Source organism: Neorhizobium sp. IRS_2294, from assembly GCF_050500145.1.
Taxonomy (GTDB): Bacteria; Pseudomonadota; Alphaproteobacteria; order Rhizobiales; family Rhizobiaceae; genus Neorhizobium; species Neorhizobium soli.
On sequence record NZ_CP191440.1, the window covers coordinates 204190 to 224779 of the forward strand.

The 20590-nt window shown below is 59.7% G+C and carries 23 protein-coding genes; 7 read left to right on the forward strand and 16 right to left on the reverse strand.

Annotated elements, in window-relative coordinates; translation table 11 throughout:
* The first annotated feature begins 8 nt into the window (after positions 1 to 8).
* The 3 genes from ACQY1K_RS18215 (at position 9) to ACQY1K_RS18225 (ending at position 2116) form a co-directional block, all read left to right on the forward strand.
* Positions 9 to 620: a TetR family transcriptional regulator gene (locus ACQY1K_RS18215; protein ID WP_062578152.1), complete on the forward strand. Its 612-nt coding sequence runs from the start codon at positions 9 to 11 to the stop codon at positions 618 to 620.
* A 5-nt stretch (positions 621 to 625) separates the two neighbouring features.
* A complete protein-coding gene (locus ACQY1K_RS18220) occupies positions 626 to 1171 on the forward strand; it encodes an RNase H family protein (protein WP_430260066.1) in 546 nt (181 codons plus the stop codon).
* A gap of 189 nt (positions 1172 to 1360) precedes the next feature.
* Complete coding sequence (locus ACQY1K_RS18225; protein ID WP_325264802.1) at positions 1361 to 2116, forward strand: porin family protein; 756 nt, start codon at positions 1361 to 1363, stop codon at positions 2114 to 2116.
* A gap of 54 nt (positions 2117 to 2170) precedes the next feature.
* Here the strand turns inward: ACQY1K_RS18225 and ACQY1K_RS18230 are convergent, their stop codons facing one another.
* The 6 genes from ACQY1K_RS18230 to ACQY1K_RS18255 all read right to left on the reverse strand — a co-directional run bounded on the left by ACQY1K_RS18230 (position 2171) and on the right by ACQY1K_RS18255 (position 4793).
* Positions 2171 to 2308, reverse strand: a complete 138-nt coding sequence (locus ACQY1K_RS18230) for a hypothetical protein (protein ID WP_156461778.1) — start codon at positions 2306 to 2308, stop codon at positions 2171 to 2173.
* Positions 2309 to 2332: 24 nt separating this feature from the next.
* Positions 2333 to 2482, reverse strand: coding sequence for a hypothetical protein (locus ACQY1K_RS18235; RefSeq protein ID WP_156466530.1), 150 nt, complete (start codon positions 2480 to 2482; stop codon positions 2333 to 2335).
* Positions 2483 to 2492: 10 nt separating this feature from the next.
* Positions 2493 to 2660: a hypothetical protein gene (locus ACQY1K_RS18240; RefSeq protein WP_156461776.1), complete on the reverse strand. Its 168-nt coding sequence runs from the start codon at positions 2658 to 2660 to the stop codon at positions 2493 to 2495.
* 14 nt (positions 2661 to 2674) lie between these two features.
* Positions 2675 to 2845, reverse strand: coding sequence for a hypothetical protein (locus tag ACQY1K_RS18245; protein WP_156461775.1), 171 nt, complete (start codon positions 2843 to 2845; stop codon positions 2675 to 2677).
* A gap of 184 nt (positions 2846 to 3029) precedes the next feature.
* Complete coding sequence (locus ACQY1K_RS18250; protein ID WP_430260068.1) at positions 3030 to 4106, reverse strand: catalase family protein; 1077 nt, start codon at positions 4104 to 4106, stop codon at positions 3030 to 3032.
* A gap of 117 nt (positions 4107 to 4223) precedes the next feature.
* Positions 4224 to 4793, reverse strand: a complete 570-nt coding sequence (locus ACQY1K_RS18255; RefSeq protein ID WP_062459496.1) for a type 1 glutamine amidotransferase domain-containing protein — start codon at positions 4791 to 4793, stop codon at positions 4224 to 4226.
* 498 nt (positions 4794 to 5291) lie between these two features.
* Here ACQY1K_RS18255 and ACQY1K_RS18260 point away from each other — a divergent pair, with 498 nt between their 5' ends.
* The gene (locus tag ACQY1K_RS18260; RefSeq protein WP_430260070.1) at positions 5292 to 6989 is read left to right on the forward strand and encodes an FAD/NAD(P)-binding protein; all 1698 of its coding nucleotides are present in this window, start codon (positions 5292 to 5294) and stop codon (positions 6987 to 6989) included.
* 453 nt (positions 6990 to 7442) lie between these two features.
* Here the strand turns inward: ACQY1K_RS18260 and ACQY1K_RS18265 are convergent, their stop codons facing one another.
* The 4 genes from ACQY1K_RS18265 to ACQY1K_RS18280 all read right to left on the reverse strand — a co-directional run bounded on the left by ACQY1K_RS18265 (position 7443) and on the right by ACQY1K_RS18280 (position 10359).
* Positions 7443 to 7691, reverse strand: a complete 249-nt coding sequence (locus ACQY1K_RS18265) for a hypothetical protein (protein WP_062459499.1) — start codon at positions 7689 to 7691, stop codon at positions 7443 to 7445.
* Positions 7692 to 7739: 48 nt separating this feature from the next.
* Positions 7740 to 8258 carry a YidB family protein gene (locus ACQY1K_RS18270; RefSeq protein ID WP_430260072.1) on the reverse strand — a complete coding sequence of 173 codons (519 nt, stop codon included), beginning with the start codon at positions 8256 to 8258 and terminating at the stop codon, positions 7740 to 7742.
* Between the two features lie 252 nt (positions 8259 to 8510).
* A complete protein-coding gene (locus tag ACQY1K_RS18275) occupies positions 8511 to 8948 on the reverse strand; it encodes a BA14K family protein (RefSeq protein ID WP_430260074.1) in 438 nt (145 codons plus the stop codon).
* Positions 8949 to 9060: 112 nt separating this feature from the next.
* Positions 9061 to 10359, reverse strand: a complete 1299-nt coding sequence (locus tag ACQY1K_RS18280; protein ID WP_430260076.1) for a Gfo/Idh/MocA family protein — start codon at positions 10357 to 10359, stop codon at positions 9061 to 9063.
* 249 nt (positions 10360 to 10608) lie between these two features.
* Here ACQY1K_RS18280 and zwf point away from each other — a divergent pair, with 249 nt between their 5' ends.
* A complete protein-coding gene (gene zwf, locus ACQY1K_RS18285) occupies positions 10609 to 12120 on the forward strand; it encodes a glucose-6-phosphate dehydrogenase (RefSeq protein WP_430260078.1) in 1512 nt (503 codons plus the stop codon).
* Between the two features lie 57 nt (positions 12121 to 12177).
* On the opposite strand, the gene ACQY1K_RS18290 is transcribed toward zwf, so the two are convergent.
* From ACQY1K_RS18290 to ACQY1K_RS18315, 6 genes are read right to left on the reverse strand one after another with little or no spacing between them, the layout of a single operon-like run.
* Positions 12178 to 12933, reverse strand: a complete 756-nt coding sequence (locus tag ACQY1K_RS18290; protein WP_430260080.1) for an SDR family NAD(P)-dependent oxidoreductase — start codon at positions 12931 to 12933, stop codon at positions 12178 to 12180.
* Positions 12926 to 13810, reverse strand: coding sequence for a polysaccharide deacetylase family protein (locus ACQY1K_RS18295; RefSeq protein WP_430260082.1), 885 nt, complete (start codon positions 13808 to 13810; stop codon positions 12926 to 12928). The genes ACQY1K_RS18290 and ACQY1K_RS18295 overlap by 8 nt, the downstream gene beginning before the upstream one ends.
* A 19-nt stretch (positions 13811 to 13829) precedes the next feature.
* Positions 13830 to 15554 (reverse strand): ABC transporter ATP-binding protein, encoded by a 1725-nt coding sequence (locus ACQY1K_RS18300; protein ID WP_430260084.1) that lies wholly within the window; start codon positions 15552 to 15554, stop codon positions 13830 to 13832.
* Positions 15551 to 16426 (reverse strand): ABC transporter permease, encoded by an 876-nt coding sequence (locus tag ACQY1K_RS18305; RefSeq protein WP_062459221.1) that lies wholly within the window; start codon positions 16424 to 16426, stop codon positions 15551 to 15553. The genes ACQY1K_RS18300 and ACQY1K_RS18305 overlap by 4 nt, the downstream gene beginning before the upstream one ends.
* Positions 16426 to 17397: an ABC transporter permease gene (locus ACQY1K_RS18310; protein ID WP_062578112.1), complete on the reverse strand. Its 972-nt coding sequence runs from the start codon at positions 17395 to 17397 to the stop codon at positions 16426 to 16428. Before ACQY1K_RS18310 ends, ACQY1K_RS18305 begins: the two co-directional genes overlap by 1 nt.
* 60 nt (positions 17398 to 17457) lie before the next feature.
* Positions 17458 to 18159, reverse strand: coding sequence for a creatininase family protein (locus ACQY1K_RS18315; RefSeq protein WP_430260086.1), 702 nt, complete (start codon positions 18157 to 18159; stop codon positions 17458 to 17460).
* A gap of 207 nt (positions 18160 to 18366) precedes the next feature.
* Between ACQY1K_RS18315 and ACQY1K_RS18320 the strand changes: the two genes are divergently transcribed.
* Together ACQY1K_RS18320 and ACQY1K_RS18325 are read left to right on the forward strand one after the other, a co-directional pair.
* A complete protein-coding gene (locus ACQY1K_RS18320; RefSeq protein ID WP_430260088.1) occupies positions 18367 to 18930 on the forward strand; it encodes a MarR family winged helix-turn-helix transcriptional regulator in 564 nt (187 codons plus the stop codon).
* A complete protein-coding gene (locus tag ACQY1K_RS18325) occupies positions 18927 to 20519 on the forward strand; it encodes an ABC transporter substrate-binding protein (protein WP_430260090.1) in 1593 nt (530 codons plus the stop codon). The genes ACQY1K_RS18320 and ACQY1K_RS18325 overlap by 4 nt, the downstream gene beginning before the upstream one ends.
* Positions 20520 to 20590 lie beyond the last annotated feature (71 nt).

A 20590-nucleotide genomic window follows, 5' to 3' on the forward strand; every position in this document is an offset into this window, starting at 1 on the left:
GGACAAGGATGAGACGAACGAAAGCCGAAGCGGCCGAGACGCGCTGTGCCGTCCTGACCGCAGCCGAGCAGCTTTTTTTCGAGAAAGGCGTCGCCAACAGTACTCTGGACGAAATCGCGGCTGCCGCTGGTGTCACACGTGGAGCGGTCTACTGGCACTTTGCCAGCAAGAGCGACCTGTTCCTCCAACTCTACAACGCGGCGCAGCTTCCCCGGGTCGACATGAGCGACGCTGCCGGCTCGGGTTGCGAGGATACTGATCCGATCTCGGCGGTGGAAACCATTGCTCTTGACTGGTTTGGGATGCTCGCAAGCGACGTCCAGCGGCAGCGGCTCCTCACGATCCTTCTGAGAACGAACTTCGAACATGAGTTCGAACCTGTCCTGCAGGAGATGGACGCCCTCAGCGCTGAGCACACTAAAAACATGGAGCGCATCTTTGCCAAGGCTGAAGACAAGGGACAGCTGTCACCCTTGTGGACTCCTGCCGCGTGCAGCCGCGCTGTGCACTGGCAGATGAAGGGTATCTGCTGGGAGTGGCTGCTGTTTGGCCGGAAGTTCGACCTCGTCACCCTGGGCGGAGACAGCGTCCGAAAGCTGTTCGCGACCTTCAGGCGCTGATCGTGATGGATGGGGCGAAATCGGCAGGCTCGGTCAAGCAAGTGGACATTGTCGCCGGATCTGTCGATGCTATGCTTTCCCCGATGACCGATATCTTCCAGGTCTATACCGACGGTTCGTTCGACGCCACTTCCCGATCTGGCGGCTGGGCGATCGTCGCTTTCAAAGGCGACGTGCAGATCCATGTCGCCTCGGGGACGACGATCGGCAGCTCGAACAATACGTTCGAGGTGCTGTCTGTCATGCGGGCGGCGTCTTGGCTTGAAGCCGAAGCGACGGGAATGGCTGCGGTGATCTGGACCGATTCCGCCCATGTCGTCGAAGGGTGTCGTCGATGGCGGTTCATCTGGCGCGGCAACGGCTGGAAGCGGGTAAGATCAAACCCGCACGAACGTCGTCGGCCAATCCCGGATGCAGATGTCTGGCGCGAACTGGACGCTTTCCTCGAGCGCAACCCGCTTGTCACAATTCAATTGTGCAAAGGGCATTCCGGAATCTCCGGAAATGAACAGGCCGATGCGGCAGCGAGATCCGCCTTGGGTCTGGGATAAGGCACGTTGCCGGCTCCCAAGCGCGAAAGACCTGCTGAACTTGACAGAAGTCATGTGGCGGACTTGCAACTGTGATTGCGCAGTCGCTACTGCAAGATCATCTTTATTAGCTCTTTCCGTTAGCAAACAGCGCGACTCTGATAGTGGATTGAATCACCGATCAGGCATCGGACCACTAAAGGATATGTCATGAACACTCTCTCAAAAGCCCTGGCCACCGTTCTCCTCGCCTCGGCAATCGCAGTCCCGGTGTCTGCCGCAGATCTCGCGCCCATGGAAACTCCGCTTGCCGCACCGGCGACGTCAGGTTTTTACTTTGGTTCGCTGAGCTCCATAAACTTCCTTGACGATACAGGCTTTGATTTCGGCGCCGCGTCGGTGTCCACCGAGTATGATGTCGGCTACTACAGCGCACTGCGCGCCGGCTATAACTTCGGATCGATGGGCTTCGTTTCGCCGCGCCTCGAGCTTGAACTTGGTTATGGCAGCGCGTCTGTCGACGAACACAGCGTTTCCGGATTTGGCGGCGTTGGTGGTATCGACTCCTACGGCGACGCTCGCTCGTTCCAGGGCTATGTCAACGGCTATCTCGATATCCCGCTTGCAGCTGAAGGCGCAGTCAGCGCGATCACGCCTTACGTCGGCGGCGGTGCAGGTTTCATGAACCTGGAACTGCGCAAGCAGGGCGTCAGCGGAACCGGTACCGGCACGCTGATGGATGATTCCGACACCCAGTTCGCCTACCACCTTGATGCCGGCGTTGGCATCAATCTGCAGGCTATCGGTCTGTTCACGAACACTTCGCTGTTCGACAACACGACGTTTGATATCGGGTATCGCTTCACAGCTGCCGACGATTTCAACTTCGAGGCCCGCGACGGATCCACGTCGAGCACCGACTTCCGCAGCCATGCTGTGACATTCGGCCTGCGTCGCCAGTTCTGATCTGAGGGTCTGGCCGGTTTCGCGACCGGCCAGACCTATTCTGCTTGAGACGTTTCAGATCTCGCCCTCGGGCTTTTCGCCCTTGGCGTCTTCAAGGCCTTTTTCAGCCTTCTTCAGCAAATCCTCACGGTCCTTGTCGGCATTCTCGCTCGTGCGATCCGCATCGCTTCCGGTCTTTTTGTCGTCACTCATTTTATTCTCCTTCTGGTCAGAGATTCATGATGGCCAGATGGTCCAGAATATAATTCCGACCACCACGATGAACGACAGCGGCAGCGCCAGGAACCGCAGCATGCCAGTGCCTGTGTTGTCCCGGCCCAGCCAGGCGAACCACCAGTCCGGACCTTGATTTCCGCTCTGTGACATCAGCGCCCTTTCACTTGGTTGTGCCGTATCCGGGCGTAGCCGTTTTCTCCGAGGCGTCTTTGCGTTCCTGCTCCGGAGTACGCGTCGTGTCGACGCTTTCCTTGAAGCGCTGGTGCCCATCATTTTCGATCAGCGTTTTGTCGGCGTCCTCGGTAACCGGTGGGTTCTTCACGGTCATTCCTTCCAGTCCTGTCACGACGAGCTCATGAGCCCGTAGATGACGATTGCGATATACAGGCTGAAGGCGCCGAGCACGTATATGCCAAGCACGACGATCACTCCGCGCCCTAACAGTCCCTTCTTCTTTCGGACTTCAGGCGGGTCTCTCATTTTGTCGATACTGGGTTCATCTTCGGGCTTCATCGCATTTCCTTTCATTCAAGGAGGCGAACAGTCCGCGAGCCGCATAGTTCCGGCCGTTTCGAGGCGCAGCGGAATGTGAGGACAATCCGTACGGCCTATCCACAAGTGCCGTCTTCTTTTGAAATTTAAACGTAAAATTTCGGCGAGACGTCGATCTCGCCGAAATCCGGTGTTTGCCCTGTGGTTACTGCTGCGGTTCGTGGAACGGACAGCCGTTGAACTTGGCTCTGAAATCGGCAGAGTGGCGGTAGGTTTCGTTACGTGCCCGGTTGATGCCGCCGAGAGGTTGGTGATCTGCAAGGCCGGTCCAGACGCTGAACCGCATTTCCTCGTCGACCTTCTTCACCTTGGCGTCGCTCCAGCTATCCTGCGGAGCGGCGCTCAAAGTTGCAACGGTCACGAACGGAGCTTCGTCTTCCTTCCATTCTACGGTCGGATCCTCGATCGGTTGCGCTTCGATATCGCGACACAGCTGGACCTGGAATTCCCACAGGCCTCGCGTTTTCTGCATTTCCGCCTGTACCGTCTCACGGATGGCGTTCTCGCGGACGCTGGCATCGATTTCGGTTCCGGTGCGCTTGGTCAGATCCGGTGAGATCGGCTTCACGCGGAACTTTGCGACGTAGTCACCATAGCGGAACGGCGTGACACTGAAATAGGTCTCGCCGAGCGGATCGACATTCGGCGCGCCGCCGAGCGACTGAATGGTGGGGCTCGTCACGCCGACGGCTTCGAGGCCCTTGTTGACGGTCTGAAGCACGCTGGACATCACGGTCTTTGTGCCTTCCAGCTTGTCCGTGGTCTTGGCAAGGAGCTTGAGGCTGGAGAGAAATTTCTTCGGATCCGGCGTCTGGAAGATCGGGCCGTTGACCATCACGAAGTCCTGGTTATTGCCGTCCGCGCCAGGCAGGCGAGTACCCTCGACGCCGACAACCTTGATCGCCAACCCGCGTGGAAGAGCGACAGCGTCGGGCAAGATGTCGCCGGCGTTTGTGGAAAGACGCATGTAGACCGGATGTTCGCCCGGTTTGGCAAACAGACCTTGCGCGAACTCGGGCGGCAGCCCGTCCTTGACGGTCATTGTACCCTCAAGAATGCCGTGTGCTTTGGCGTGCACGGACCGAACGGCATGGCCGTAATCCTCGGCAGTCTTTTCAAGAATGATGTCGAACTGATCGATTAGACCCGAGATCGTCTCGCGCTCATCAGGTTTGACTGTTTCGAGGTCTGGGGAATAACGGACGGGCGTGGGTGCAATCATCTGGCGCTCCTTCAAAATCCAAAAACGCCAGAATAGTGCTCCTGGTTCCAGCGCAAGCTAATATGCTCGCCGGCTGGGGGATGCGGCCCCTCGGGGAGCCGCATCCCGAGTGGTCACTCAGGCGCTACGGGCCTGCTGTGGGTGTTTGCCCTCTTCGAATTCCTCGACGATCTTCGCGCAGAAAGCCGGCAAATCCTTCGGGGTGCGGCTCGTCACGAGCCCCTTGTCGACAACAACTTCCTTGTCGACCCAGATGCCACCAGCGTTCTCAATGTCCTTGCGAACTGTCGGATACGATGTCACCGTCCGGCCATTCAGGACGTCTGCTTCGACGAGAAGCCACGGTGCGTGACAGATGACGCCCACGGGTTTTGCCTGCTGGAAGAATGCGTGCACGAAGGCGATCGTCGCCTTGTCGGCTCTCAGCTTGTCGGCGCCCACGCATCCGCCCGGAATGACGAGGCCGTCGAACTCGTCAGCCGAGACGTCGCTGACCGTCTTGTCAACGGTATAGCTGCTCCCGGCGTCGAGGTCGTTGTTGTTCGTCTGGGCCTCGCCGCTTTCAAGGCCGATGACAGTGACCGTGGCACCGGCTGCCTCGACCGCGTCTTTCGGCTGCTTGAACTCGGGCTCTTCAGTGCCGCGCGGAGCAATCAGAATGGCGATTTTTTTGCCTTGAAGGGTCATCGTGTTTCCTCACTTTTCTTGATGTGGAGGAGCGTTAATGACGGTTGGCATGAAAAGTTTCATCCAGCCGAACACTTCGACTTGTCACCTTGCTCTGCCGCCAGTCGAAGTTTCCGGAGGCGCTCGCTTTTTTCATCCCGACGTCGCCGTTCGTCATCTGCAGTCTCGCGCGCAACGGCATTGGTGTGCTCGAAGGCGGCCGCGCGTTCGCCCATGGTCAGCGTTCTCCTGATCCTTGAAACCATCGTATCCATCTCTGTGATTGCTTCCCCGATACATGGGACTCGTTGAGCGCCTCATCAACATGTTGCGCCTGTACGGTAGCGGACCGACACGACACGAAGGCACGCGGGACATCGCAGATCGCGGAGGAATCCCCATATCAGCAAGGTGAAACCCGGCTCGTTGCTGTTTGCTCAGTCTGGACAGATGGGGAACATCTTTCGATGTCGGTTGTTCTGTCAATGTGCGCCGCTTTCCGCGGGGCAGGAGATTTAGATGCGTAAACGCGTAGCCATTATTGGATCGGGTCCGACAGCCATATTCGCACTGCAGGACCTCGTGAAATGCAGCGCCTCCCTGGATATCGCAATTTTCGAGCGAACCGACGTCGCCGGCAAGGGAACACCCTACCAGCGGGGCATCAACGACCTCGCGATGCTGTCGAATATACCGAGCATCGAGGTGCCGGCTCTGCCGGTGATGCTCCACGACTGGCTGGCACTCCAGTCCGACGAGTACCTGAACGAGATTGGTGTTGATCGCCCGGGAATCACAGACCGTGCGTTCTATCCGCGTGTCGTGGTTGGCGATTATTTCAGATCTCAGTTCGACGCGATCATCGACGCATCGCGGGCCTCCAGGCATACGGTCGACGTGTTTGAGAACGCATCCGTCGACGACGTTCAGCCTGTCGGTGATCAGTTCAAATTGTGCCTGAGCCCTGAACACGGCGGCGCAGAGGCGCTGTTCGATTACGTCGTCATTGCGACCGGACATAGCTTTCCGTCCGAACCTGAGACGTCGCCCGGCTTCTTTGAGGCGCCATGGCCCGCGACCGCATTGCAGAGCATCCCGAGCGGCAAGATCGGAATTTTGGGGACTTCGCTGAGTGCGATCGATGCCGTCATGACGGTCGCGACCAAGTTCGGTGAATTCACCAAAAGCAAGGGTGACGAACTTAAGTACTCCGTCAACGCGGACGGCCAGGCTCTTGATATCGTGATGATGTCGCGCAAGGGTCTTCTTCCCGAAGCCGATTTCTATTTTCCGATCCCCTATCTTGAGCCGAAGATCTGCACGCAGCAGGCGGTCGATGACCGCATCGCGCTTGGCAGCAGCGGACTGCTCGATGACATTTTCGAGCTGTTTCGCCAGGAACTTGCTGTTGCCGATCCGGAATATTCCAAGGCCATCGGTCTAGACGGCTTGACTGTCGACACGTTCGCCGTTGCGTATTACGGGGTTCGCGACAAGGAAGACCCGTTCGAATGGGCGGCGTCTAACCTTACCGAAGCCAAGCGGAACTATGCCCAGAAGCACACTGTTCCGTGGCGCTACGCCATTCTCATTACCCACGAGATCATCGAGACGGCGGTCGGCTTTATGAACGCTGACGACCTTGGCCGGTTCAACCGGAACTTCAAGAGCATTTTCGCTGACGACTATGCGACCGTTCCGCACCTGTCGATCGAGCGCCTACTTGCGCTTCATCGGAGCCGTTGTCTTGGTATCGTTGCCCTTGGCGATGACTCGGAGATCGTGAAAGAAGGTCTTGAACGGGGCGCTACCGTCGAAATCGGCGGTACCACCATGCGCTTCGATACGTTTATCGACGCCACGGGCCAGAAAACTCTGTCGGCGACCGATCTGCCATTCCCATCCCTTATCGAACGAGGGCTGATATCCGAGGCAAAGACGATGACAGCCATTGGCAATCACCGCCGTACGGGCGGGATTGACGTGGACGACCAGTGCCGACCGCTGATCGCGGGCGTGCGACCGGTGAGGCGACTGTACGTCCCGGCTGTCTCATATCTTCTGCACAAACGTCCGTTCATTCAGGGCATCACAAGTGCTGCCGAACTCGGACAGATCGTTGCAGCCTCCATCATTGCCGAGGTGACAAGACCGGTCCGCAGCCGCCGCGTCAGGTCATCCGCCCGTGCACAGGCGCCGGCTGAGATCGCAGCGTAAGATCTGCGTGCTAGTGAGCGTTGGTCGACTGAAGTGATAATCCCGCCTCTCGAGGCGGGATTTCTTTTTCAATGCCTGCTCACCTCGACCATACGCGGTTCTCGCTGACGGTGTGGGGTTTTTGATTATGCCAACTGAAACCACTCTAGCTAGGCGGCAGCGGAGAGGCACGCTTACAACCTTGAGCAATAACGTACTGTGGCATCATAACAGCACGATCGCGCCGACCGGCGTCAGCGTGGCCGGTAATCTCTCGGCTGTGACCCGGACCTGCGGATGACGAGCAGCAGGGCTCCCCTGAGATGCGTGTCGGACGAGAAACCGTCAGGACTGACCGAAGGGGAACGCAACGAAGCCTCTGTCTCATTCCTGAGAGCAGAGGCTTGTCTCTTGAGATGGTAGTAGGCTGGTCGAAGAAAACCAGGTCCTCAAACGCTGAGCTTAATCTCTGCTTCAGCCCGCCGTGGCGTTTCGAATGGCGTCGATGACAGTTGCGAGAACGCTTTGACCTTCGTCGGTAATCTCCGCTCTTTTTCCGTCAATGCGGATGAGGCCGCCGTCCTCGAGTTCTGCCTGGCCCTTCGAGCTTGCGTGATGACCAGCACCATCGTCCAGAACGACTTCCTTTACGGGGTCACCGCTGAGGAGTTGATGATAGGCCGCAAAGACCAGGATGGAACGCGCATCGTCTGAAAGTTTCATAGGGATCTACCGTTTTGCTTGAGGATGAAGGGATGGTGCCCCTTCCAATCACACTGTCGATGTCGGGTCGTCTGCGGGGACCTTGCCATCCGGGGTCAGCTCATCGACCGCGCGGGGAAGATCCTTGCTCAGCCGCGCAAGTATCTCATCTCGCGACAGTCCTGTTTTCGCTGCCAGTTCATCGAGAACTTCGGGTCCGATCGCTTCGGCAAGCTGATCCCCATCGATATCCTCGTTGGATCCGAGCTTGACCCAAGATTCGGCCTTCTGACCATATCCGTTCTGCTGGAAGGTTTTCAGGAGGTCACCCAGACCACCACTCAAGACACCGCCGGACGCAAGTCCTCCCAGAATTCCGCCAAGGCCGCCTGCTTCCTTGCCGCCCGTAAGCTTGCCGAGCAGATCCTCAAGACCACTTGTCTGCCGGGGACTGGTCTCCGGAGCGGTGTTCGCTCCAGCCGGTTGGGTCTTGTTCACGCCCCGTAGGAGCTCCGCAATTTTGTCCCTGTTCTGAAATCCAGCAACGGCGAGTACGCCGAGCAGTGCTTTCAATTGACCGCTTGCCATGGTGTTCTCCTCGATTTCGCAGCCATAGCCGGGATGGCGTTAAGGCTTCATGCAAAGCAAACGACCAGTCGGCGGCGAGGTTCCTGCACGGGCACCCGTTGGCCGAACATTTGCTGCTGGGAGAGGGTTCGGGGCGGTTCGGAATAACTCCTAAGGTGAGTTGATGCGGCCTCGAATCCACTGCCGTAGCCCAAAAAAACGAAAACCCCGCCATTGCTGGCGGGGTCTCTCATTTACGCACCCGTGAAGATGTTAGCGGCAAACCCGGCGTGGGCCCGAGTTCGGCTGGTAGGTGTTGTCCGAAGCGCGGTACGAGCGGTAACGCGCTGCGCAGCTGCTGCTGCCGTTGCGGTTCTGCGAAGCGATCGCACCACCGATTAGGGCACCTGCAGCCAAGCCGCCGATGATGGCGCCAGTGCTGCTGCGACGACGGTTGTCGTAGCGACGGTCATGGCGGCGGTGGTTGCTGTAACGGTTGCGGCGATCATAGCGGTCACGACGATCGTAGCGATTGTTGTATCGACGCTCGCCACGGGGGACGTAACGGCGGTTGTCGTTGCGGTACTGAACCTGCTGGACGTCAGCCGCCGGTGCAGCCGCGCTAATCGCTGCCTTCGGCATGGCCTGCGCGGGCACGTATCCGGTAAACGCGGTCATGATCGAAATGATTATAATTGCGAGCTTTTTCATCTGTCTCTTTCATTGTTGTAAAACGGAGATAGGGCGAATCTCCCGTATGGGTAGAGCGCTGGTTGAACTTGTGAACGCGTCCACGACACAAGCGCTTGCGCAAACACCGGCGTCAGAGTTCGAGCGCAGCTGGTGGTCCGCGGAAGGCGTCGAGTCGGTCTGGGGCCTGGAGCCTCACGGGCGCTCCAGATCGCGCTGACTCGTAGATCGCTTCCATCACAACATGATCCTGCACACCTTCCTCGCCGTGCGTTCGTGGCTTGCGGTCCTCGATGATGCAGGTCGCCATGTGGTCGATCTCGGCTGCGAACTGGTTGTTGAGCGCGATCTCGACCTTTTTCTGCACGGATTTTTCGCCATCCAGTTCGGTGACAGTCAGGCTCTGGCCGTCGTATTTGTAGGCGTTCGCCATATCCGCGGTGGCCTTTTCGAAATTGAGCCGCTGATGCTTGTCGTCTCGCGCGCCATAGCTGGTGAAGCAGTTGGCGATGAAATTGGATGGGAAGCGCAAGGTGAACGAGACCGTTTCCTCGACCTCGGCATAGCGAGGGTCACCTTCGGGGCTGTATTGCGTTGCCATGACTTCGACCGGTTCCTCACCTGTGAGGAAGCGTGCGGTGTTCAGGCAGTAAAGCCCAATGTCAGGCAGTGATCCGCCACCGGCAAGAGCCTTCTTGTGCCGCCATTGCTCGGCACCGTTTTCGGCAACCGTCTGAACGTTGATCGCGGACATGCCGACAAGGCGGCCATAGGCTTTGCTGCGTACTTTTTCGGCGAGGTAGAGATTGGCGGCTTCGTACTGGATGCGGTAGGCCACCATCAGCTTGACGTTCTGCTCTTCGCAAACCTTGACCATTTCCTGCCCGTCCGCCGAGCTGATCGACATGGGCTTCTCGCAAAGGACATGCTTGCCTGCCCGCGCTGCCCGTTCGACATATTCGCGATGCATGCTGTTGGGAAGAACGATGTAGACGGCCTTGATGTCCGGATTGGCCTTGATGGCGTCGAAGCTCTCGTAATCGTAACAGGCATCCTCGGCGATGCCGTATTGCCGTGCGACGGCCGATAGCTTCTCCGGCGTTCCGGACACGAGCGCCACGAGTTTTGATTTTTTCGTTTCGCCAAAGGCGGGTAGTATTTCTTCGAGGCTGAGACGACCGAGAGCTACGACCGCAAAGCCGACCCTATCTTCCGGAGGAAGCGGCGCTGACGGGTTTCCGCTCGGGGTCTCATCGGGCCCGCGCCATTCTGGGAACTTGACCTTGCCGTCCTCGACCATGCCGGTGTCCACCTGCGTCGGTGCGGGGTAGCTCTGAGCGCCGGCAACCGTCGTGGACAACACCACCCCCGTTGCGCCTGCGGCTCCAAGTTTCAGAAGATTGCGTCTGTTGAAAGCGCTTGCCTGATCCATGCCGGTCTCCAAATTGCTCGCCGCCTCACAAACAACGCCGTTTCGCCGATGTTCCTTTGCATTCTGCGTTTGTCGGATGCGGAAGGTGGCTTGGGTATGCGGGTCCGGTGTGAGTATTCGTCGGCGCGTGGATGCCAAGTCGTCGCGGCGCCGACCCTTCTCGCAACTCGCCTCTATTTCCCTTTCGAGAATTGCTGGTTGCACCGAGAAGCCTATATCCCCGTGAGGACCTCATGGAAGGAGCTATGCGTGATCCCGAAAAAAGCACCGCCCGTTACTCTCGTCATCTTCGGCGCCACCGGCGACCTGACGCGTCGCCTGCTCATTCCGGCGATCATCAACCTGACACGCAGCGGCCTGGTCGGAGACGATCTCGCTATTCTCGGTGTCGGGATCGATGAGGGCGACGACGAATTTCTGCGCGGTCGGCTCGATGAGTTCCTCACCCATCTCAGCCCAGACGGCGAAGAGCCGACCCGCAAAGACGACGCCTGGTTCAGTCTGCGATCCCGCATTTCCTATATGAGCGGCGATTTCACCAGGGATGATATCTATCAGGCGATTGAAACGCGGCTTGGATCGTCGGCAAATGCTGCTTTCTACCTCGCCGTCCCGCCCGTTCTGTTCGGACCGATCGTCGAGAAGCTGGCAGTGCATGGCCTGATGCAGGAAACCGAGACATGCTTCCGGCGCGTCGCGATCGAGAAACCCTTCGGGACCGATCTCTCCTCGGCGAAGGCTCTCAATGCCCGTATATTGTCGAATGTCGAGGAAACCCAGGTCTACCGGCTGGATCATTTTCTCGGCAAGGAGACTGTGCAGAACCTGATGACGGCCCGTTTTGCCAACATGATCATCGAGGGCCTGTGGAGCAACACCTATATCGACCATGTTCAGATCACGGCGGCGGAGGTTGTCGATGTCGGTAGTCGCGGCAAGTTCTACGATGCGACAGGTGCTCTCCGCGACATGGTTCCGAACCACCTGTTCCAGTTGCTGGCCATGATCGCGATGGAACCCCCGAACAGTTTCGATGCCGAGGCTATTAGAAACGAGAAGGGCAAGGTGCTGAAAGCGCTGCGTGTCTATTCGGCTGAAGAGGCCGCCGCAAACAGCGTGCGCGGCGCCTATGGTTCGGGCGATCTCGGCGGCAAGTCGTTGTCAGCCTACCGGGACACCAAGGATGTCGCGCCCGACAGTCGGACCGAAACCTATGTCGCCCTCAAGCTTTATGCCGACACCTGGCGCTGGGCCGGTGTACCGTTCTACTTGAGGACGGGTAAGGCTTTGACCGCCCGCGACACGGAAATCGTCATCACGTTCAACAAGGTCCCATTTGCCCAGTTTCGCGAAACGGACGTGACGCGTCGTCTGCCGCCCAACCGGCTCGTCATTCAGGTTCAGCCGGATGAAGGGATGAGCATGGAAATCTCGATCAAACGCCCCGGCCAATCCGTCGAGACAGTGCCGGTGACACTGGATTTCCGCTATTCCGACAGGTTCGACATCGGCAACACGACGGGCTACGAATCCCTGATCTACGACCTGTTCATCGGCGATCAGGCGCTGTTTCAACGCGCCGACAGCATCGAATCCGGATGGGCTGCCGTCCAGCCTTTCCTGGACGCCTGGGCAGAAGACGGCTCGGTTCCAGAACCCTACGCCCCCGGCAGCATGGGCCCAGCCTCAGCCGATGACCTTATCCGCAAAGACGGTCGTGAGTGGCATGAACTCGGGGTGGTGTTGCATCAGAGGAAGTGAAGCGGGTGTCGTTGCGGGCGGTTGGGTTTTTAGTGATCGTTCTGGCTACTGGCTACCTCACCGCACCCACTGCATGCCGTCGATCTGGATGTCCTGTCCCGTCAGAAAGTTCGGCTCCGACGTGGCGAGGAACGTGACCACGCTTGCCACATCCTGCGGCGTGCCGACGCGCTTCATCGCGATGCCCGCGGCGAGTTGGGCTTCGCGGGCGTCGATCATGGCGTTCGAGCGTTCGGTCTTGATCACACCCGGGCAGATGGCGTTGACGACAATTTCGGGGGCGAGTTCCTTGGCGAGCGCGCGGGTCATGCCGAGAATACCGGCCTTGGCTGATGTATAGGCGAATTTGCTGACAGCGCTGGTGACGCCCCCGGTATGGGCGTTCATCGACGACATATTGATGATCCGGCCGCCGCCGTTGCGGCGCATAAGGGGTACGGTCGGCTGGATATAATTGAAGGCACCCTTGAGATTGATATCGATCGTGGTGTCGAACTCGTCCTCGGTGATCTCCTCGATCCCCTTCGGCATCGGCTTTCCGGCATTGTTGAACAGCACGTCGATACGGCCCCAGTGCGCATCGACTTCGGCGACGATCTCAGCGGCGCGTCGGTAGTCGCGCACGTCGGCGACGAAGGTCAGTGCCTGGCGGCCGAGTTCGGCAATTTCGCCGGCGGTTCGAGCCAGATCGTCCTCGATCAGATCGACCAGAACGATATCGAAACCGTGTTTTGCCAGATCCAGCGCGCAGGCGCGACCGATGCCGCGTCCGCCACCGGTGACGAGAGCCACTTTGCGTGTCGTGTCAGCCATCGGCATTCTCCTTGGCAAAGCGGGCAATGTCGGCATGGGTGCCGAACCATACGTCGTCGTGCTGCGTGATGTGCCGGATCAGCTCTTCGAGGATGAAGATGCGCGAGCGGTAACCGGAGACATGCGGATGCATGGTGAGCAGAAACAGGCCGCCTTCCTGATAGGCACGGTCAAACTCGCGCTTGAAGATATCGAGCACGGCCGGCGGCGGCGTGTAGGGGCGGTGGGCGGTAAACCGGTTCATGTTGAAATAGACGGCGTCGTCGCGGATCCACTCGACCGGTAGCTCGACCATGCCGGTCGGTACGCCATTCTCGACCAATTCATAGGGATCGTCATCGGCCATCAAGGATGAATTGTAGAGTAGACCCAGTTCGCGTTCGATCTCCAGCGTCACGGCGGAGAAATCCCAGGAAGGGGTGCGCATGCCGACGGCACGGACGCCGGTGATCTTTTCCAGCGTATCGGCGGCGCGCAGATGCAGTTCGCGTTCCTTCTCCGGCGGAACCTGCGTGTTCACCTCGTGGATCCAGCCATGCAGGCCGATCTCGTGGCCCTCGGCGATGACTCGTTTCTGCTCCTCCGGATGGAGGAGGGCGGCAACCGCCGGCACGAAGAAGGTGGCGGGCACGTCTGCCGCCTTCAGCGTCTCGAGAATGCGCGGCACGCCCCGGCGATTGCCGTACTGGCCCCATGAAAGGCGACCGATGGATTCGCCGCCGTCGCGCAGTTCGTTGGTCTCATGGTCACTATCGAAAGAGAGTGCGACGGCGCAGCGGGCGCCATTCTTCCAGGTCTTCGGCTTCAGCGAACGGCCGGCCCGCACCTTGTCGACCTTGCCGCGCCAGGTCGCTTCGTCCCATTCCCAGGGTTCCATATCCCGTCCTCCGTTTAAGTCATTCGGCTGCCTGCGGCAGCACCGGTACGGCCGCCAGCAGTCGCTGCGTGTAGGCGTGCTGCGGATCCGCATAGATGGCGGCGGCTTCGCCCTCCTCGACGATCCGGCCCTGGTACATGATGGCGACGCGGTCGCAGAGGTGGCGCACCACCGACAGGTCGTGGCTGATGAAGACCAGCGACAGGTCGAGTTCGGCGCGAAGTCGGATCAGAAGGTTGATGATCTGCGCCTGGATCGACACGTCGAGCGAGGCGACCGGCTCGTCGCAGACGATCACGTCCGGCTGCATGGCGAGCGCTCGGGCTATGGCGATGCGCTGGCGCTGGCCGCCAGAAAACTGGTGCGGAAAGCGGTTGGAAAAGCTCGGATCGAGACCGACGGCCGCCAGCCATTGTCCGACATAAACCGCCGCCTCGGCACGGCTCACCAGACGGTGGGCGAGCGGCCCCTCGGCGATGATGTCGCCGATGCGCATGCGGCCGTTGAGCGAGGCAAACGGATCCTGAAAGATCGTCTGGATGCGTGTGGTGATCTTTTTCGGCGCGCGGCCGGTGCTCATGACGGGCTGGCCGTTCAACCGGATCGTGCCCGATGTCGGCACGGTGATGCCGGCGGCCATCCGGCCCAGCGTCGATTTGCCGGAACCGGATTCACCGACAAGCCCCAGAACTTCGCCACGGTTGACCGTCAGCGAGACGCCGGCGACGGCGTGGACCACGTTTGTTGGCTGCGACAGGCCGGACTTGATCGCAAGGTTCCTGAACAACCCGGCCGGCTTTTCGAAGCGTTTCACGACATTGTCGATGACCAGATAGGGACTGCCGAGAGGCGGCAGATTGGCGGTTGTCGATTTGCGCGGCGGTGGCGCCGCGTCTGCTATACCGCTGCCACGCAGCAGCAACTCGCCGGGTTTGGCGCGCGAGGGTAGGGCATCGAGCAGCGCGCGGGTATAGTCGTGCTGTGGTTTCGTCAGGACGCCGAGCGCTGGACCGATCTCGACGATGTTGCCGGATTTCATGACCGCAACCCGGTCGGCGATCGACGATACGATGGCAAGGTCGTGGCTGATCCAGATCAGCGCCGTGCCGAGCTCGGAGACAAGCTCCTTCATCTCGGCAAGGATTTCCGCCTGGATAGACACGTCAAGTGCGGTCGTCGGTTCATCGCAGATGATCAGTTTTGGCCGGTGCAAAAGCGCTATCGCAATCGCAACGCGCTGGCGCATGCCGCCGGAAAACTGGTGAGGGAAGAAATCCACCTTGCGTTCCGGATCGCTGATGCGAACCTGGGCCAGCGCCTTGATCGCGCGCTCACGGGCTTCGGCACTGCCGATATTTTCGTGAGCTTCCAGCGCGAGCTTGATCTGCATGCCGATGCTCAGGACCGGGTTGAGTGTCATCATCGGGTCTTGGAAGACCATCGAAATGGTCTTGCCGCGAATGGCACGAAGCTCGTGGGCGGGCAAGCCGACCAGTTCGCGACCTTCCAGCTTGATCGAGCCCTCGACGATGCGGCCGGGTTCGTCGATCAGGCCAATTATTGAAAAGCCGGTGATCGACTTGCCGGAACCGGATTCACCGACGAGACCCAGCACCTCTCCCGGCGCGATCGAGAAGGAGACGCCGTCGACGGCCTTGACCTCGCTGCGCCCGCTTGGGAACCAGGTCTTGAGGTTGGTGACTTCGAGAAGCGGCGTCGCCGGTGTTGTCACGGTATCGGTCATCGGCGGAGCCTCGGGTTGAGCTGGTCGCGGATCTGGTCGCCGACGAGATTGAGCGAGACGATGAAGATGATCAGCGCCAGGCCGGGATAGATCGAGATCCAGTAGCGGCCGGACAGCAGATACTGGAAACCGTTGGCAATCAGCATGCCAAGCGACGGCTCGGTCGGCGGCAGGCCGACGCCCAGGAAGGACAGCGTTGCTTCAAGCGAAATCGCGCTGGCGATCTGCACGGTGGCGACGACGATCAGCGGTGGTAGCGAGTTGGGCAGGATATGCCGCAGCACCACGCGCCATGGCGACAGAGGGATGGAGAGCGCCGCCTCGACATAATCCTTCTGCCGTTCGGCCGCCGCGGCACCATGGGCGGTGCGTGCGAAGTAGGCGTATTGGGCGAAGATCAGTGCGAGGATCAGCTGGTAGCGACCCTGGCCGAGGATTGCGGCGATGACGAAGGCGAGCAGAATGGCCGGGAACGACAGCTGCAGGTCGACGATGCGCATGACAAGGCTTTCGAAGCGACCGCCGATATAGGCGGCGGCACAGCCGACCACGGCACCGATGACGAACGCGGTGCCGCTGGCGATGATGCCCATCTGCAGCGAGATCCGCAGTCCGTAGATGATGGCGGACAGAAGGTCGCGGCCTTGCGAGTCCGTTCCAAGCCAGTGGGTGTAGCCGCCGGTCCCGACATAGCCCGGCGGGCGCCGTGCGTCTCGCAGCACCAGATGCGCGAGGTCGTAAGGATCCTGAGGCGTCACCAGCGGCGCAATCAGGGCGATGAACACGATGACGAACACGAAGACCGCAGCGCCCGTGGCAACCTTGTTGCGGCGGAATTCATTTAGAAAACGGGAGAGTGGAGTGTCGCGCATCAGGCACGCCCCTTTCTCAGGCGCGGATCGAGCAGCGCATAGGTAAGATCGACCACGAAATTGATGACGATGAACAGGAGGGCGACAAACATCAGGTAGGCAACCATGACCGGTCGATCGAGCGAGGTGATGCTGTCGATGATCAGCTTGCCGAGGCCCGGCCAGGAAAAGATCGTTTCGGTGACGACGGCAAAGGCGAGCGTCGAGCCGAGTTCGAGGCCGAACACGGTGACCAGCGGAATGGAGATCAGCCGCAGCACATGCCGGCTCAGCACCGTGAACTCCGAAAGCCCGGCAGCGCGGGCGAATTTCACCGTGTCGCTCAGCATCAGTTCGCGAGTGCCGGCGCGGGCAAGACGGATCATCAGCGAGAACTTGAACAGTGAGAGGTTCAACGCCGGCAAGATCATGTGGGAAAGGCCATCACCGGTCAGGAAACTGAAGTCGACGCCGAACAGGCTGGCGGTCTCGCCGCGTCCGCCGGCCGGCATGCAGCCGCATTGCACGGCAAACACCATGATCAGCATCAGGCCGAACCAGAAGGTGGGGACGGAAAAGCCGAGGATGGAAAGTGCCATGATGGCACGCGAGATCGGGTTGTGCGGCTTGTATCCGGCATACATGCCGATCGGAATGCCGACGAGGCTGGCAAACAGCACGGCGGCCAGCGTCAGTTCGAGCGTTGCAGGCAGCCGGGTCAAGATCAGTTCGCTGACCGGCATGTTGTAGACAAAGGAGCGGCCGAAATCGCCGTGCAGGATACGCCCGACAAAGGTGAAATACTGCTGCCACAGCGGCTGGTCGAGACCGTATTGCGCGATGACGGCGGCGCGGATGTCTTGCGTTGCGTCCGGTGAGATCAGCACGTCGATCGGGTTGCCCACGGCATAGACGCCGCAGAATACCAGTGCCGACATGGCAAGGACCACGATCAGCGCCTGCCACAGCCTTTGCAGGATGAATCCAAACATTCGTTCCCTGTTCTCCCGTCTCGTGCGGGGTTCGAAAATGCGTCGTGTGTCAGGCGGCGGTCAGTGCCAGTCGCCTTCCAGCAGCGCGCGGGTTTCGGAAACGGCGACCTCCCAGATCGCAGCCATGTCTTCATCGGGGCGTTGGTAGAGACCGTGATAATTGCCATCACCGAGCAGGTCGCGCTTCTGCGCAGCGCCGACGCGGGCAAGCGCCGCGTAGTCGATCTGTGGCTTGGCAGTCGTCGGCTGACGCGCGTTGGTGGTGCGCGTCCAGGGGAAATTCTCCATCCAAGACGCGTGCGATGCGGCGGGATCGGTCTGCTGCACCTTGGCCAGCGTCTGCGGCGCCCGCCACCAGTCGTGGAACTTCACCGACGCGTCGGGGTGAGCATTCAGCCATTCGGAAATCACCACCGTCGCCGGCGTGTTGCCGCCATGCCCGTTGACGATCAGGATCCGCCGGAAACCGGAGCGGTAAATGCTGTCGAGCAGATCCTCGATGACGCCAATATAGGTGGTGAGCGATAGCGTCAGCGTTCCCGGAAACGTTGCGAACGAGGAGGCAAGGCCATAAGGCACGACCGGAAAGACCGGGATGCCGAGCGGCTCGGCAGCATCGACCGAGACCTTTTCAGCCAGGATCATATCGGTCGCAAGACTGAGATAGGCGTGCTGCTCGACGCTGCCGATCGGTAAAATACAGCGATCATCTTTCGCGACGCGCTCTTCGACCTGCATCCAGTTCATCTCGGCAATCTTCAATTCGCTACCCTCGTTCTCAATCTTCTTGCAACTGCGCAAAGAACGTTCTGTTTTCCGCATGGCCGCACAATATTTGTGCTTTCCGACGCTTTGTGTCGCATGAAGCAAAGTTCCATACGGGACTAAAAAAAGAAATTGACAGCCATTTAAACGATCGTCAAGTTCCATACGGGACTAAAACTCACGAAGCTCGAAAGCGACCGAAGAGTGCGACAGACGCGTGGACCGACACTGGAGACCCTGCTGCGGGAGGGCGGAAAAGCCGCCGCCGGCACGCATGGCGTCGAGGACCTGGTATCCGTGAAACTGTGGAAGAACCCCTGCTGGTTGTCGTTCCGGTTCAACTTTCTGGCGCTGCAGTTCAACGAGCCGATCTACCGACTGATCGAAAAGGAACACGGCCTGGCGCGGCCGGAATTCGTCGTCATCTATTCGCTCGGCCTGTCCGACGGACTGACGGCCAGTGCCATCTGCAATTCCTCGGGCTTTCCGAAGAACACGATCAGCCGGGCGATCCAGAAGCTGATCGACAAGAACATCGTCCGTCGCGAAATCGACCAGGCGGACCTGAGAAGTTTTGTCCTCTACATCACCGAGGAGGGCAGACGCATCGTCGATCAGGCCATGCAGCCGATGGTGGAGCGCGAGAAGGCTATGATCTCGTCGCTGACGCCGGCCGAACAGCTGATGTTGTCGGAACTGCTTGCCAAGGTCGTCGTCGATTCACCGAACTGGCCACCAATGACAACAATAGAGGAGAACGAAGAATGACGGCTTCCAAGACATTCCGCACCATCGTGCTCGCCGCCGCCCTGCTCGGCGGTGTTTCGGGCGCAGCCCTTGCCGCCGACCTCACCATCGGCGTGCGCGCCGGTCCGCTGTCGATCGATCCCGATTTCACCGCTGCCGGCACCCATGCCGAGGCGATGAAGCACATCTACGACTCGCTGATCAAGTCGGGCAACAATCTGGAACTCGAGCCGGGCCTTGCCACCAGCTGGACCGCGATCGACGACACGACCTGGGAATTCAAGCTGCGCCCGAACGTCAAATTCCATGACGGTTCGGACTTCACCGCCGAGGACGTCAAGTTCTCGATCGAGCGTATTCCGAAAGTCGCCGGCCCGAACCCGACAACCATCTACGTCCGCCGCGTCAAGGGCGTCGAAATCGTCGATCCGCTGACGATCCGCGTCAAGACCGACGGACCGGCGCCAACCCTGCCCAACGATTTCATTCGTCTGTTCGTGGTGTCGCATATCGCTGCCAAGGATTATTCCGACAGCGCGGAAAAGGCCTCGCAAGGTTTCAATTCCGGCAAGGCCGCGATCGGGACCGGTCCTTACAAGTTCGTGTCCTGGACGCCGAAGGAGCAGCTGGTTCTTCAGAGCTTCGACGGTTACTGGGGCGGCAAGGAGCCGTGGGACAAGGTGATCCGCAAGGAGCTTCCCAACGACGCCGCCCGCGTTGCACAGCTGAAGGCCGGCCAGGTCGATCTGATCGCCCGTATTCCCGCATCCGACGTGCCGACGCTGGAAACGGATTCAAAGCTGACGATCGTTCGCCAGGACAGCGTCTACCTGTTCAACATGGCTTTCGACTTCCGCGAAAAGTCGCCGCAGGTGAGCGCCAAGAACGGTTCGCCGCTGCCGAAAAACCCCTTCATCGATCCCCGTGTGCGTGAAGCCTTCGATCTTGCGATCGATCGCGAAACCATCACCGAAATCGCCATGGAGGGCATGGGTGCCGTCCAGACGCAGTTGGTGACCCCGAATATCTTCGGCTACAATCCCGACATCAAGCCTACGCCCTACGATGTCGAGAAGGCAAAGAAGCTGCTTGCCGACGCCGGTTATCCCGATGGTTTCAAGGTGACGTTCTCCTTCACCAACGACCGCCTGCCGGGAGACAAGGACACCGGCACGACGATCGCCCAGATGCTGACCGCGATCGGCATCCAGGTGGAAGCCAACGCACAGCCCGGCGCCGTCTATTTCCCGGCCAACACGCGCGGCGATTATTCGCTGACCATGTCCGGCTGGGGCACGCTGACCGGTGAGGCGAACTACACGCTCTCATCGCTGGTTCACACCAACGATCCGACCAAGAAGCTCGGCGCCTTCAACATCCGCGGTTACTCCAACCCCGAAATGGACAAGCTGATCGAGGCGGCCGGTGTCGAGATGGATGCGGGCAAGCGCGAACAGTACCTGGAGGACGCCAACGCGCTGGTTGCTTCCGATCGCCCCAATCTTTCGATCGCTTCGATCGTTTCCGCCTGGGGCATGAAAAAGACCATCACCATCGTGCCGCGTTCGGACGAAGACACACTGGCCATGAACATCAGGCCTGCGAAATAGCCTCCACGCCAACCGGAGGTAAACTTGGCCGGGCAGTTCTGCTGCCCGGCTTTTTTATTCATGGAAAGGAG

Excerpts from the sequence above, each read along its gene's own strand:
- ACQY1K_RS18215 (WP_062578152.1), top strand. The coding sequence starts at position 9 with ATGAGACGAACGAAAGCCGAAGCGGCCGAGACGCGCTGTGCCGTCCTG.
- ACQY1K_RS18220 (WP_430260066.1), top strand. The coding sequence starts at position 626 with ATGGATGGGGCGAAATCGGCAGGCTCGGTCAAGCAAGTGGACATTGTC.
- ACQY1K_RS18225 (WP_325264802.1), top strand. The coding sequence starts at position 1,361 with ATGAACACTCTCTCAAAAGCCCTGGCCACCGTTCTCCTCGCCTCGGCA.
- ACQY1K_RS18230 (WP_156461778.1), bottom strand. The coding sequence starts at position 2,308 with ATGAGTGACGACAAAAAGACCGGAAGCGATGCGGATCGCACGAGCGAG.
- ACQY1K_RS18235 (WP_156466530.1), bottom strand. The coding sequence starts at position 2,482 with ATGTCACAGAGCGGAAATCAAGGTCCGGACTGGTGGTTCGCCTGGCTG.
- ACQY1K_RS18240 (WP_156461776.1), bottom strand. The coding sequence starts at position 2,660 with ATGACCGTGAAGAACCCACCGGTTACCGAGGACGCCGACAAAACGCTG.
- ACQY1K_RS18245 (WP_156461775.1), bottom strand. The coding sequence starts at position 2,845 with ATGAAGCCCGAAGATGAACCCAGTATCGACAAAATGAGAGACCCGCCT.
- ACQY1K_RS18250 (WP_430260068.1), bottom strand. The coding sequence starts at position 4,106 with ATGATTGCACCCACGCCCGTCCGTTATTCCCCAGACCTCGAAACAGTC.
- ACQY1K_RS18255 (WP_062459496.1), bottom strand. The coding sequence starts at position 4,793 with ATGACCCTTCAAGGCAAAAAAATCGCCATTCTGATTGCTCCGCGCGGC.
- ACQY1K_RS18260 (WP_430260070.1), top strand. The coding sequence starts at position 5,292 with ATGCGTAAACGCGTAGCCATTATTGGATCGGGTCCGACAGCCATATTC.
- ACQY1K_RS18265 (WP_062459499.1), bottom strand. The coding sequence starts at position 7,691 with ATGAAACTTTCAGACGATGCGCGTTCCATCCTGGTCTTTGCGGCCTAT.
- ACQY1K_RS18270 (WP_430260072.1), bottom strand. The coding sequence starts at position 8,258 with ATGGCAAGCGGTCAATTGAAAGCACTGCTCGGCGTACTCGCCGTTGCT.
- ACQY1K_RS18275 (WP_430260074.1), bottom strand. The coding sequence starts at position 8,948 with ATGAAAAAGCTCGCAATTATAATCATTTCGATCATGACCGCGTTTACC.
- ACQY1K_RS18280 (WP_430260076.1), bottom strand. The coding sequence starts at position 10,359 with ATGGATCAGGCAAGCGCTTTCAACAGACGCAATCTTCTGAAACTTGGA.
- ACQY1K_RS18290 (WP_430260080.1), bottom strand. The coding sequence starts at position 12,933 with ATGGCTGACACGACACGCAAAGTGGCTCTCGTCACCGGTGGCGGACGC.
- ACQY1K_RS18295 (WP_430260082.1), bottom strand. The coding sequence starts at position 13,810 with ATGGAACCCTGGGAATGGGACGAAGCGACCTGGCGCGGCAAGGTCGAC.
- ACQY1K_RS18300 (WP_430260084.1), bottom strand. The coding sequence starts at position 15,554 with ATGACCGATACCGTGACAACACCGGCGACGCCGCTTCTCGAAGTCACC.
- ACQY1K_RS18305 (WP_062459221.1), bottom strand. The coding sequence starts at position 16,426 with ATGCGCGACACTCCACTCTCCCGTTTTCTAAATGAATTCCGCCGCAAC.
- ACQY1K_RS18310 (WP_062578112.1), bottom strand. The coding sequence starts at position 17,397 with ATGTTTGGATTCATCCTGCAAAGGCTGTGGCAGGCGCTGATCGTGGTC.
- ACQY1K_RS18325 (WP_430260090.1), top strand. The coding sequence starts at position 18,927 with ATGACGGCTTCCAAGACATTCCGCACCATCGTGCTCGCCGCCGCCCTG.